The 11,716-nt window shown below is 70.0% G+C and carries 13 protein-coding genes; 8 read left to right on the plus strand and 5 right to left on the minus strand.

Translation table 11 applies throughout. The features are described from left to right. The first annotated feature begins 81 nt into the window (after positions 1–81). The 5 genes from gcvH (at position 82) to OHA89_RS12535 (ending at position 4,938) form a co-directional block, all read left to right on the plus strand. Entirely contained in the window at positions 82–462 is a 381-nt protein-coding gene (gene gcvH / locus OHA89_RS12515) for a glycine cleavage system protein GcvH (RefSeq protein WP_215140184.1), read from the plus strand. Between the two features lie 15 nt (positions 463–477). After that, the gene (gene glyA, locus OHA89_RS12520) at positions 478–1,734 is read left to right on the plus strand and encodes a serine hydroxymethyltransferase (RefSeq protein ID WP_257554059.1); all 1,257 of its coding nucleotides are present in this window, start codon (positions 478–480) and stop codon (positions 1,732–1,734) included. 265 nt (positions 1,735–1,999) lie between these two features. After that, positions 2,000–3,382, plus strand: a complete 1,383-nt coding sequence (locus OHA89_RS12525; RefSeq protein WP_266614849.1) for an L-serine ammonia-lyase — start codon at positions 2,000–2,002, stop codon at positions 3,380–3,382. A gap of 155 nt (positions 3,383–3,537) precedes the next feature. Then, a complete protein-coding gene (locus tag OHA89_RS12530; RefSeq protein WP_257554061.1) occupies positions 3,538–4,071 on the plus strand; it encodes a hypothetical protein in 534 nt (177 codons plus the stop codon). 90 nt (positions 4,072–4,161) lie between these two features. Next, positions 4,162–4,938: a hypothetical protein gene (locus OHA89_RS12535; RefSeq protein WP_266614851.1), complete on the plus strand. Its 777-nt coding sequence runs from the start codon at positions 4,162–4,164 to the stop codon at positions 4,936–4,938. On the opposite strand, the gene OHA89_RS12540 is transcribed toward OHA89_RS12535, so the two are convergent. Continuing rightward, the gene (locus tag OHA89_RS12540) at positions 4,844–5,593 is read right to left on the minus strand and encodes a flavodoxin family protein (RefSeq protein ID WP_406366174.1); all 750 of its coding nucleotides are present in this window, start codon (positions 5,591–5,593) and stop codon (positions 4,844–4,846) included. The genes OHA89_RS12535 and OHA89_RS12540 overlap by 95 nt on opposite strands. 74 nt (positions 5,594–5,667) lie before the next feature. On the opposite strand from OHA89_RS12540, the gene OHA89_RS12545 reads away from it, so the two are divergent. After that, entirely contained in the window at positions 5,668–6,228 is a 561-nt protein-coding gene (locus OHA89_RS12545; RefSeq protein ID WP_215140192.1) for a PadR family transcriptional regulator, read from the plus strand. 55 nt (positions 6,229–6,283) lie between these two features. Here OHA89_RS12545 and OHA89_RS12550 read toward each other — a convergent pair whose 3' ends face one another. Continuing rightward, complete coding sequence (locus tag OHA89_RS12550; RefSeq protein ID WP_215140193.1) at positions 6,284–6,496, minus strand: EF-hand domain-containing protein; 213 nt, start codon at positions 6,494–6,496, stop codon at positions 6,284–6,286. A gap of 254 nt (positions 6,497–6,750) precedes the next feature. On the opposite strand from OHA89_RS12550, the gene OHA89_RS12555 reads away from it, so the two are divergent. Together OHA89_RS12555 and OHA89_RS12560 are read left to right on the plus strand one after the other, a co-directional pair. Then, complete coding sequence (locus tag OHA89_RS12555; protein ID WP_406366176.1) at positions 6,751–7,533, plus strand: tRNA-dependent cyclodipeptide synthase; 783 nt, start codon at positions 6,751–6,753, stop codon at positions 7,531–7,533. Further along, entirely contained in the window at positions 7,514–8,755 is a 1,242-nt protein-coding gene (locus OHA89_RS12560) for a cytochrome P450 (RefSeq protein ID WP_406366177.1), read from the plus strand. The genes OHA89_RS12555 and OHA89_RS12560 overlap by 20 nt, the downstream gene beginning before the upstream one ends. A 59-nt stretch (positions 8,756–8,814) precedes the next feature. On the opposite strand, the gene OHA89_RS12565 is transcribed toward OHA89_RS12560, so the two are convergent. The 3 genes from OHA89_RS12565 to OHA89_RS12575 all read right to left on the minus strand — a co-directional run bounded on the left by OHA89_RS12565 (position 8,815) and on the right by OHA89_RS12575 (position 11,673). Then, positions 8,815–10,002 carry a YncE family protein gene (locus tag OHA89_RS12565; RefSeq protein ID WP_266614857.1) on the minus strand — a complete coding sequence of 396 codons (1,188 nt, stop codon included), beginning with the start codon at positions 10,000–10,002 and terminating at the stop codon, positions 8,815–8,817. Continuing rightward, positions 9,999–10,796 carry a polysaccharide deacetylase family protein gene (locus OHA89_RS12570; RefSeq protein ID WP_406366180.1) on the minus strand — a complete coding sequence of 266 codons (798 nt, stop codon included), beginning with the start codon at positions 10,794–10,796 and terminating at the stop codon, positions 9,999–10,001. Before OHA89_RS12570 ends, OHA89_RS12565 begins: the two co-directional genes overlap by 4 nt. A 364-nt stretch (positions 10,797–11,160) precedes the next feature. Next, complete coding sequence (locus tag OHA89_RS12575) at positions 11,161–11,673, minus strand: ATP-binding protein (RefSeq protein WP_406366182.1); 513 nt, start codon at positions 11,671–11,673, stop codon at positions 11,161–11,163. Between the last annotated feature and the right edge of the window lie 43 nt (positions 11,674–11,716).

Genomic DNA, 11,716 nt, shown 5'->3' on the forward strand with positions numbered 1-11,716 from the left:
AGCCGTCTCCGCAGTACCGGCCGTCTCAGTACCCAAGACCGCTGTTCGTATCCACTCCCCCGCATCCAGGAGAATCAGGTCATGAGCAACCCCCAGCAGCTGCGTTACAGCAAGGAGCACGAGTGGCTGTCGGACGCCGAGGGCGGCGTCGCGACGGTCGGCATCACGGAGTTCGCGGCCAACGCGCTCGGTGACGTCGTCTACGCCCAGCTCCCCGAGGTAGGCGACACGGTGACCGCGGGTGAGACCTGCGGCGAGCTGGAGTCGACCAAGTCGGTCAGCGACCTGTACTCCCCCGTCTCCGGCGAGGTCGTCGAGTCCAACCAGGACGTCGTGGACGACCCGGCCCTCGTGAACACCGCGCCGTTCGAGGGTGGCTGGCTGTTCAAGGTGCGCGTCGCGGAGGAGCCGGCCGACCTGCTCTCCGCTGACGAGTACGCCAAGCTCACCGCCGGTAACTGACCCCAGGGGATCCTGATGTCCGTACTGAACACCCCTCTCCACGAACTCGACCCCGACGTCGCCGCCGCCGTCGACGCCGAGCTCGTGCGCCAGCAGTCGACCCTGGAAATGATCGCGTCGGAGAACTTCGCTCCGGTCGCCGTCATGGAGGCCCAGGGCTCGGTCCTGACCAACAAGTACGCCGAGGGCTACCCCGGCCGCCGCTACTACGGCGGCTGCGAGCACGTCGACGTGGTCGAGCAGATCGCGATCGACCGCATCAAGGCGCTCTTCGGCGCCGAGGCCGCGAACGTCCAGCCGCACTCGGGTGCGCAGGCGAACGCCGCCGCGATGTTCGCGCTGCTGAAGCCGGGCGACACGATCATGGGTCTGAACCTGGCCCACGGCGGTCACCTGACCCACGGCATGAAGATCAACTTCTCCGGCAAGCTCTACAACGTGGTCCCGTACCACGTCGACGAGACCGGCCGCGTGGACATGGCCGAGGTCGAGCGCCTCGCCAAGGAGTCCCGCCCGCAGCTGATCGTCGCGGGCTGGTCCGCCTACCCGCGCCAGCTGGACTTCGCCGCCTTCCGCCGCATCGCGGACGAGGTCGGCGCGTACCTGATGGTCGACATGGCGCACTTCGCCGGCCTGGTCGCCGCGGGTCTGCACCCGAACCCGGTGCCGCACGCCCACGTCGTCACCACCACCACGCACAAGACCCTCGGCGGTCCGCGCGGCGGTGTGATCCTGTCGACGCAGGAGCTGGCCAAGAAGATCAACTCCGCGGTCTTCCCCGGCCAGCAGGGCGGCCCGCTGGAGCACGTGATCGCCGCCAAGGCGGTCTCCTTCCTCGTCGCCGCCTCGGAGGACTTCAAGGAGCGCCAGGTGCGCACCCTCGAGGGCGCGAAGATCATCGCCGAGCGCCTGGTGCAGCCGGACGTCACCGAGGTCGGCGTCTCCGTCCTCTCCGGCGGTACGGACGTCCACCTGGTCCTGGTCGACCTGCGCAACTCCGAGCTGGACGGCCAGCAGGCCGAGGACCGGCTCCACGAGATCGGCATCACGGTCAACCGGAACGCCATCCCGAACGACCCGCGGCCGCCGATGGTCACCTCGGGTCTGCGGATCGGCACCCCGGCGCTCGCCACCCGCGGTTTCGGCGCCGAGGACTTCAAGGAGGTCGCGGAGATCATCGCGGCCGCGCTGAAGCCGGCGTACGACAGTGAGTCCCTCAAGGCCCGCGTCACCGCGCTCGCCGCGAAGTTCCCGCTGTACCCGTCGCTCTGAGCAACGGCTAGGGGGCCCGGCCTTGTATTGCACAGGGCCGGGCCTTTCTCATGACCGCGCCATCCTCCCCCGGGGACTTCGCCCTGGTGGCAGCCCCGGCGGCGTGTGGGCCGACACCCGCCCGACCCCGTCTCGACCACGCCCCGACCCCGTCCGGCAGACGAGCCGTTCATTTCACCGCGTTAAGCTCGTCTCTCGGACAAAATCCGAACAATCCACCACTCCTGCCCCCTCCCACCCCACGAGCAGACAAGGGAGTCCGCCAGTGGCCATCTCCGTCTTCGATCTCTTCTCCATCGGCATCGGCCCGTCCTCCTCCCACACGGTCGGTCCGATGCGCGCCGCACGCATGTTCGTGATGCGGCTGAAGAAGGACGGTGTGCTCGCCCAGACCGCGTCCGTGCGCGCCGAGCTCTTCGGCTCCCTCGGCGCGACGGGCCACGGCCACGGCACGCCCAAGGCGGTACTGCTGGGTCTGGAGGGCCACTCCCCGCGCACCGTGAACGTGGAGACGGCGGACGACGAGGTCGAGCGCATCCGCAAGAGCGGCCGCCTGCGGCTGCTCGGAGCGGAGATAGGCGACGGGCACGAGATCGCCTTCGACGAGCCGAACCAGCTCATCCTGCACCGCCGGCGCTCGCTGCCCTACCACGCCAACGGCATGACGCTCTTCGCCTACGACGCCGCCGGCGCCCCGCTGCTGGAGAAGACGTACTACTCGGTCGGCGGCGGTTTCGTCGTGGACGAGGACGCGGTCGGCGAGGACCGGATCAAGCTCGACGACACGGTGCTGAAGTACCCCTTCCGCTCCGGTGACGAGATGCTGCGCCTGGCGAACGAGACGGGCCTGTCGATCTCCTCCCTGATGCTGGAGAACGAGAAGGCCTGGCGCACCGAGGACGAGATCCGCGAGGGCCTGCTGGAGATCTGGCGCGTCATGCAGTCCTGCGTCTCGCGCGGCATGTCCCGCGAGGGCATCCTCCCGGGCGGCCTGCGGGTCAAGCGCCGGGCCGCCTCCACCGCGCGCCAGCTGCGCACCGAGGGCGACCCGATGCTGCACCGCAGCGAGTGGGCGACGATCTACGCGATGGCGGTCAACGAGGAGAACGCGGCGGGCGGCCGGGTCGTCACCGCGCCCACCAACGGCGCGGCCGGGGTGCTGCCCGCCGTCCTGCACTACTACGTGAACTTCGTGCCGGGCGCGGACGAGGACGGCGTGGTCCGCTTCCTCCTCGCCGCGGGCGCGATCGGCATGCTGTTCAAGGAGAACGCCTCGATCTCCGGCGCCGAGGTCGGCTGCCAGGGCGAGGTCGGCTCGGCCTGCTCGATGGCGGCCGGCGCCCTCGCCGAGGTCCTGGGCGGCACCCCGGAGCAGGTCGAGAACGCGGCCGAGATCGGCATGGAGCACAACCTGGGCCTGACCTGCGACCCGGTCGGCGGCCTGGTCCAGATCCCGTGCATCGAGCGCAACGGCATGGCGGCGGTCAAGGCCGTCACCGCGGCCAAGATGGCCATGCGCGGCGACGGCACCCACAAGGTCTCCCTCGACAAGGTCATCAAGACGATGAAGGAGACCGGCGCCGACATGAAGGTCAAGTACAAGGAGACCGCCCGCGGCGGCCTCGCGGTCAACGTCATCGAATGCTGACCAGCGACGGCTGACGCAGCGCACAGGGGCCCGGCGCACGCGCGCCGGGCCCCTGTCGCGTGGCTCCGGTTCCACGGGAAGTGGAACTACGGGGTCCGAATCGGCGTCCTAGGCTGTGTCACATGTCCCCGTCTCTCGAGAATCGAGGGGACGTCATGATCCACCCGCTTCGTCCGCACCGCCGCCGGATCGTGGCCCTGGCCTCCGGCATCCTGCTCACCGCCGGGCTCTCGCTCGCGGCGCCGGCCTCGGCCGCCGGAATCACCGCCACCCGCACCGAGACCCAGCCCCAGACCCCGCTCGTCGTCAATGCCCGCTGGGGCGGGCACGCCACCTACGACCGGATCGTCATCGACCTGCAGGGGTTCGTCCCCGGGGTGACCGTCACCGCCGTCCCACGACTGATCCAGGACGGGTCCGGCAAGCCGGTACCGCTGGCCGGGAACTACTTCCTGGAGATCCGCCTCAACCCCGCCGCCGCGCACAACGACGCGGGCGAGAGCGTCTACCACGGGCCCACGCTGCAGAAGATCTACCTCAGCAAGCTCAAGGGCCTCGCCAAGACCGGCGACTTCGAGGGGTACGTGACCTTCGGCGCCGCCTTCGACACCGTGCCGTACTACCGCACCTTCGCCCTGCACTCGCCGGAACGGTTCGTCGTGGACATCGCGCACGCGAACCAGTGCTGACCACGGGCCCGGGGCGGCCGCGCCCCGGGCCCCGTACGGTCAGGCCGCCGGGCGGATCCGCATCCGGCTCGGACCTCCGTCGCCGAGCGGGTGACCGCCGAGGCGGAGGCGGCCCGCGAGCTGGTGCGGCTGTGCGGGCGGCTGCCGCTCGCCCTGCGGATGGTCGGCGCCGAACTGGCCGGGCTCCCCCACCGGGACCTGGCCCGGCTGGCGGCCCGGCTGGGGGACGAGCGGTCCCGGCTGGACGTCCTGGACGGGGTACGGGACGGGCTGCGGCTCGGCTACTTCTCGCTGCCGGGCGATGCCCGGGCCCTGCTGCGGGGTCTGGCGGCGCTCGACGCCCCGGACTTCGCCGCCTGGACGGCGGCGGCCGTGCTGGACGGCACCCTCGACACGGCCGAGGAGGCCCTGGACACGCTGGCGGCGGCGCACCTGCTGGAAGTGGCCGGCCGCGACGAGGCGGGACAGCTCCGCTACCGCATGCACGACCTGGTCCGCGCCTTCGGCCGGGACCTCGCCGGGTCCGAGGAGGCCGCCACGCGCCGGGTGCTGTCCTGCTGGGTGGCGCTGGTGCGCGAGGGCCGGCGGGCCCACCAGGGCGTGGGCTATCCCGGGCTCGGGGGCCGCACCGCCGCCCGGGTACCGGACCCGGCGGTGCTCGCCGGGCCGCGGGCCGAGCCGGTGCGCTGGCTTGGGCCGCCGCTCGGGGCAGAGCCTCGTACGGGTCCTGGCGGAGGTGCCGGTGTAGCCGGCGGTGGAACTGCCCGGGTGGCTAGCGGTGTTCGGGGTTCGGGAAGTCGAAGCGGCAGCCCGCGTCCCACAGCGAGCGCTGGTTCCCGTGTGCCGGGACGCCGCCCGAGCGCTTGAGCAGGGCGGCCAGGTGCATCAGGTTCCACGACATGAAGGCCGTGTTCCGGTTGGTGAAGTCGTTCTCGGGGCCGCCGGAGCCCGCGTCGAGGTAGGAGGGCCCCGGCCCGGCCTCGCCGATCCAGCCGGCGTCGGCCTGCGGGGGGATCGTGTAGCCGAGGTGCTGGAGGCTGTAGAGGATGTTCATGGCGCAGTGTTTGACGCCGTCCTCGTTGCCGGTGATCAACGCGCCGCCGACGCGCCCGTAGTAGGCGTACTGACCCCGGTCGTTCAGGATCGAGGAGCAGGCGTAGAGCCGCTCGATGACCTGTTTCATCACGGAGCTGTTGTCGCCGAGCCAGATCGGGCCGCACAGGACGAGGATGTCGGCGTCCATGATCTGGCTGTAGAGGACCGGCCACTGGTCGCTCTCCCAGCCGTGCTCGGTCATGTCCGGCCAGACGCCGGTCGCGATGTCGTGGTCGACGGCGCGGATCAGCGAGGTCCGGACGCCCGCCGCCGTCATGACCGCGCGGCTCTTGTCGATCAGACCCTCGGTGTTGCTGGTCTCGGGCGAGCGCTTGAGCGTGCAGTTCACGTAGACGGCGGTCAGGTCTGAGTAGTCGTAGTCGGCAGCCACGGTCCCAGCCTCTGCGGGCGGCGGCGCAGCCGCCACCCGGCCGCGCCCGTACGGGGCCGGGTTGTCACGGCAGACGCCTGGGCTCCGCGGGGCGTCCCTAGGATGGCGTCATGTCGCTCCCCCACGCCATCCTCACCGCCCTGCTCGAGAAGCCCTCGTCCGGGCTGGAGCTGACCCGGCGGTTCGACAGGTCGATCGGGTACTTCTGGTCCGCGACGCACCAGCAGATCTACCGCGAGCTCGGCCGGCTCGAGGAGTCCGGGCTGATCCGGGCCCTGCCGAGCGAGGTGCCCGTACGGGGGCAGAAGAAGGAGTACGAGGTCCTGGCCGCGGGCAGCGCGGAACTGGCGCGCTGGGTCGGCGAGAGCCAGGACCCCAAGCCGATGCGCGATCCCCTGCTGCTGCGCATCCGCGCGGCGGGCGTGGTCGGACCGCAGGGGCTCGGCCCCGAGCTGCGGCGCCATCTGGAGCTGCACCGGCGGCAGCTGGCGCAGTACGGGGCGATCGAGGAGAAGGACTTCCCGCCGGAGCGCGACGCCGTGGAGGACCGGCTGCGCCGCCTGGTCCTGCACGGCGGGATCGCCCTGGAGACGTTCTGGCTGCACTGGCTGGAGGAGGCCCTGGCCGAGGTCGAGGACATGACGGCCGGCGGACCCGGCTCCGGGGCATGACCGCGCCCCCGTCCCGGCAGGGGGACGGGGGCGGCGCGGGACCTGCCTGCGGGACCTACTTGTTGAGGGCGGCCCAGAACTCGTCGAAGCTCAGCAGGCCGTCGCCGTTGGCGTCCTTGGCGGCGAGCACGGCGTCCGCGACCGCACCGGTGACGTAGGCGTCACCCATGGCCTTCATGGCCGCGCTGTACTCGTCGGCCGTGATGAAGCCGTCACCGTTCACGTCGAACTTGTTGAACGTCGCCCGTGCGCTCTCGATGTCCGCCACTGGGTCCACCCCTTCTTGGTGCTTGTTGACCGGCTCAGGGTAGCCGCCCCGTGCCCGGCCCCCCGCTCCGGGTCCCGTTCGGGCGGCAGATAGATATTCAATTACCCTTCCGCAATGCGGAAGCGATAATTCCAGCCAATAAATCCGGCCCGGACTTGTCACGCTCCGGGACCACGGCATAACGTAACGACATTGCCGCCACACCAGGAGCGCAGGGCTCCCAGGGACAAGCGGCAACAAGGGCGATCACACAGGTGACGATCACAGCTGACGCATCATTCGAAGTTCTGCCCTTCACCCGCACTTGCCGCCATATCTGGGAAGACGGCGACCATGTGCTCATCGGAGTGAGTCCTGGAAACAGCTACTTCAGTTCCGAGCGCATCAGCAGCCTCGCCCAGTGGGCCACGACCCGCTTCGCGCAGGTCGACTTCGTCTACGCAGACCTCCACGTGGACCGGATGTTCGCCGCTTTCGGCTACACCCGGGAACATGCGGAGAAGCGCGCCACGAAGGAGATCAAGGCGGTCCGGAGGAGGATTCTCAAGGGCGTGGAGGAATCAGGACCTCCACAGGCCGAAATCCGCGTGAGGGCGCTTTCGGAGTTCCAGGAGAACCCCGTTTACCAACTACTGCACCGGCGCGTACTGCATTTCCTGGCGACCGACGACGAATTCCGCAAGGGCTGCGAGAAAATGGCCCTGCACTTTGTCGGCTCCAAGTTGCCGGAAGGTGAATCGATCACAGACGCGCAGTTGCAGGTCTGTTTCGATTACATGGCGGCCGAGCTGCCGTTCTTCGTGGACACCCCGAGCATTCTCGACGTGCCGTCCTCGGTGGCGGCCTACCACGTCAAGATGCCGCTGACCGATGTCCTCTTCGCCCGCGGCGGGGGCCTGCGCGCGACCCGCAACCAGGCCTATGCCGTCGTCCGGCCCGAGGCCGCCGCCGAGCGCCCCCCGGTCTCCGGGACCGCCGGGAACCACGTGGACCACGCACCGACCGAAAGGACCGTCGATGAGCGTCGAGCAGCTTGAGGGCCGGGAGGGCCGGGAGCGGCAGCCGCTCCTCGACTTCCCGCTCTCGCGGCGCGGTGACGTGCTCCCGGAGGAGTGCGGCTGGCTGCGCGAGAAGGCGCCGGTCGCCAAGGTCCGTACCCTCACCGGGGACCCGGCCTGGCTGGTGAGCAGCTACGCGCTGGCCAAGCAGGTGCTGGAGGACGAGCGGTTCAGCCTCAAGGACACGGCGAACGCCGGTGTGCCGCGCCAGTACGCGCTGACGATCCCGCCCGAGGTCGTCAACAACATGGGCAACATCAACAGCGCGGGCCTGCGCAACGCCGTGATGAAGGCGCTCAACCCGCGCCAGAAGGGGCTCCAGGACCGGCTGCGCGCCACGGCGGGCGAGCTCATCGACCAGCTGGTCGCCGAGGGCGGTCCGGCCGACCTCCGGGCGGGGTTCGCCGACCCCTTCTCGGCGGCGCTGCACTGCCAGGTGCTCGGGGTGCCCTTCGAGGACTGGCGGCGGCTGATGTCGGGGCTGGACGTCGCGTTCATGACCGCGCGCGAGCCGTTCGCCGACTCGGCCCTCAACTGGTACAAGGACGTGGGCTACTTCGCCGAACAGCTGAACGTTCAGCTCGCCCTGCCTGCCGAGGAGCGTACGGGGCTCCTCGGCAGGTTCGCCGGGCTGAAGGAGGCGGACCCTGAGTCGGCGCACCTGACCGACGACATGTTCGCGACGGTCGCCGTCTCGCTCTTCGGCGCGGGCGCGGTCTCCACCTCCGCGTTCCTGGTCCTCGCCGTCCTCGCGCTGCTCCAGCGGCCCGAGCTCATCGGCTACCTGCGCGAGCACCCCGAGCGCATGGGCAAGGCGGTCGACGAGCTGCTGCGCTGGAACCTGTCCGTGGGCGACGGCCTGCCGCGCATCGCACTGGCCGACATCCAGGTCGGCGACGTCCTGGTCAAGGAGGGCGAGCTCGTCCTCGTCCTCCTGGAGGGGGCCAACTTCGACCCGGAGGCCTTCGAGAACCCGGACGAGCTGAACCTGGAGCGCGAGAGCCCCAACGCCCACCTCGCCTTCGGCGCGGGACGGCACTTCTGCCCGGCCTCCGCGCTGGGCCGGGCGCACGCCGAGATCGCCCTGGAGGTGCTGGTCGAGCGGCTGTCCGGGCTGCGCCTCGCGGTGCCGGCGGAGAACCTGGTCTGGCGCACCGGCTTCATCAAGCGGCTGCCAGAACGGCTCCCGGTCGCCTGGTAAGGCGCACCGGCGGACGTGTCCCGGGAGCTGTGCGAGCTCCCGGGGCACTGCCGTGTCCGCTACCGGAAGATGCCGGTGTGGCCGAGCGAGTAGCGGCCGGGCTGCGGGTACACGGCGAGGCCGTGCGGGCCGCCGCCGACCGGGATCCGGGCGAGCTCCTTGCCGGTCGCGGTGTCGATCGCGTAGACCTCGGAGTTGTAGCGGCCCGAGAGCCACAGCACCTTGCCGTCGGCGGAGACGCCGCCCATGTCCGGGCTGCCGCCGTCGGGCAGCGTCCACTTCTTGGTGAGCTTGTTCTGCGGGAAGTTGAAGACCGAGATGGTGCCTTCGCCGCGGTTGGAGACGTACATCTCCTTGGAGTCGCGGCTCACGTACAGGCCGTGACAGCCCTTTCCGGTCGGCAGCAGCTTCGGGACCTCGAAGGTGTCACCGCTGAGCACCCACATCCCGTGCGCCATCATGTCCGCGACGTAGAAGGTCTTTCCGTCCGGGGAGACCTTGACGTCCTGGGGCATCGCGCCCTCGAACGGCAGTTTCTGCTGGCCGATGACCTCCATCTTCTCGGTGTCGACCTTGAGGAGTTCGCCGGAGAACTCGCAACTCACGATGAAGTAGCGGCCGTCGGCGGAGAAGTCCGCGTGGTTGACGCCATAACAGGTCACGGGGACGGTTTTCACCCGGTCCATCGTGTGCGGATCGCGGAAGACCAGCTCTTTGTCCATCGAGGCCATGACGATCGCGTACTTGCCGTTCGGCGTGAAGTACAGGTTGTACGGGTCGTGCACCTCGACGGGCTGTCCGGCCTCCCCGGTGGCCGGATTGATCGGGGTGAGCGTGTGGCCGCGGTTGTTGTTGACCCACAGGGTCTTCAGGTCCCAGGAGGGCACCACGTGCTGGGGCTGGACGCCGACCGGGATGGTGTCGATGACCTGGTAGGTCACCGGGTCGATGACGGACACCGTGTTGGAGTTGGTGTTCGGCACGTAGACGCGGGACGGGAAGTCCTTGACCACCGGGGAGAGTTTGTTCGGCCGGTCCGCCGCGTACACGTCGTTCGGATCGAGCAGCGGGGGCATTCCGGCCAGACCCGGCGGGGCGGCCGGGACGGCCTTGGGGGGGTGGGCCGGGCCCTTGGTGCCGAGCGCCTCGGCGGGTCCCTTGTCGGCCGATCCGCAGCCGGCCAGGGCGGCGAGGACCAGACCGGCCAGCAGCACGGCGGCCTTCCGGGGAAGGCAGGTGGTCTTCATGGCGTCAGCAGCTCCGTGGTGGTCACCGCGCGCAGCTTGCGGCGCGCGAGTTCTTCGAGGAGGGGCGGCATCGCGTCGACCGTGTCCGCGTAGCCGAAGTGCAGGCTCACCACCGATCCGGGTCGGATCGTCCCGGTGACGGTGCGGGTGACGGCCGCGGCACCGGGCGAGGTGAAGTCGAGGGAGTCCACGTCGTACGAGAGGACGTGCGGATAGCCGGCCCGCTGGGCCAGTTTCCGGACGAGCGGGGTGGCGTACTGGGTCTGGGAGGGCCGGAACCAGGTGCCGATGGAGCCCGTGAGCCGCTTGAGCCGCTGGGCGCAGCCGGTGATCTCGGCATAGGCCTCCGCCTCGGGCATGTCGTTGATCGCAAGGTGGCGCTGGGTGTGGTTGCCGAGATCGTGACCGCCGTCGAGGATCCGGCGGGCCAGGTCCGGATGGGCGTCGAGCCAGCCGCCGATCGCCAGTACGGTGACCCGCGCGCCCGCTCTCTCGGCCTCGGCCAGTACCGCCCGGGCGATGGCGGGTTCCCCGTTGCCGTGGAAGGTCAGGGCGACCCGGGGGCGGTCGCGCGGACCGTGGGCGATCTCGACGGGCTGTCCGGGGTACCGGCGCGGGACGGCTGCGGCCGCCTCGGCCGGCCGGGCCGGTCTGGCGGGACCGGGGGGTGCGGCGGAGGGCGAGGTGGCGGGGCGGCCCGATCCGCAGGCGGCGGTGAGGCCGGCCACGGCGACGCCGGCCGTGCCGAGACTGGCCGCGCGCAGGACCGCGCGGCGGCCTGGATGTGAGAGCACCTGCCCATTTAAGGGGTGGAAGGCCCGGAAGGTAATGATTGACCCAATTCAGGACGTTCGCCGGAATGGGCCAACCAGGCCGCCTGTCCGCTATGTGATCAACGATTCACACAGAGCGGTCGATAGTTATTCATCGAATACGAGGCGAGTGGCCCACCTCACCTAGGATTTAGCTAGAAACTCTCACTATTTGCACACTTATGTCCGAGTAGGGACTTTTGGCGTTCGAGGCCGCGTCTGCCATAGTCGGAACCACGGCTTCCCATTGACCCGAGCGAAGTCGCCACGCCGAGGATCACACCCCAATCGATCCTCGGCGCACCCATGAAGCCCCCGCACCGCCCACCACGGCGACCAGGGGGCTTCAGGCGTTCTGGCGGTCGGCGACGCGCATCTCGAACCAGGTGATCTTTCCGCGCGGCAGCAGGTCGGCGCCCCAGCGGTCGGAGAGTTTGTCGACGAGGAAGAGCCCCCGCCCGGTGGTGTCCAGCTCGTGGACCGGCATCAGGCAGGGCAGTCCGCGCGAGGGGTCGCGCACTTCCACCCGGATCCAGCCGCGCCGCCGCAGCATGCGTAAGCCGAAGGAGCGGGCCCCGGTGTGCCGGACCGCGTTGCCGACGAGTTCCGAGACCAGCAGGACGGCGTGCTCGGAGATCTGCGGCGAGAGTCCCCAGAGCCGTATCACCACGCACTGGGTGAGCCTGCGCGCGGTGCCGGCCGATTCCGGCATGGACGGCAGGATCACTTCCGCCTCAGCCGGGTTCCCGCACAACTCCAGTGCCTTGAGGCCCTGTTCATCCTCAATCGCCGCCGTGAGCCGTACGGCCGAAGCGCTGCTGCGCTGCCGCGGCTGTTCCACACCCTCCAGGCCCGCCATGCACCCATCATGGAGGGCCGACCTGCCCCTCCGGGCCGTTCCA

It is taken from the genome of Streptomyces sp. NBC_01546, from assembly GCF_045208355.1.
Classification (GTDB): domain Bacteria; phylum Actinomycetota; class Actinomycetes; order Streptomycetales; family Streptomycetaceae; genus Streptomyces.

Excerpts from the sequence above, each read along its gene's own strand:
- gcvH (WP_215140184.1), top strand. The coding sequence starts at position 82 with ATGAGCAACCCCCAGCAGCTGCGTTACAGCAAGGAGCACGAGTGGCTG.
- glyA (WP_257554059.1), top strand. The coding sequence starts at position 478 with ATGTCCGTACTGAACACCCCTCTCCACGAACTCGACCCCGACGTCGCC.
- OHA89_RS12530 (WP_257554061.1), top strand. The coding sequence starts at position 3,538 with ATGATCCACCCGCTTCGTCCGCACCGCCGCCGGATCGTGGCCCTGGCC.
- OHA89_RS12545 (WP_215140192.1), top strand. The coding sequence starts at position 5,668 with ATGTCGCTCCCCCACGCCATCCTCACCGCCCTGCTCGAGAAGCCCTCG.
- OHA89_RS12560 (WP_406366177.1), top strand. The coding sequence starts at position 7,514 with ATGAGCGTCGAGCAGCTTGAGGGCCGGGAGGGCCGGGAGCGGCAGCCG.
- OHA89_RS12565 (WP_266614857.1), bottom strand. The coding sequence starts at position 10,002 with ATGAAGACCACCTGCCTTCCCCGGAAGGCCGCCGTGCTGCTGGCCGGT.
- OHA89_RS12575 (WP_406366182.1), bottom strand. The coding sequence starts at position 11,673 with ATGGCGGGCCTGGAGGGTGTGGAACAGCCGCGGCAGCGCAGCAGCGCT.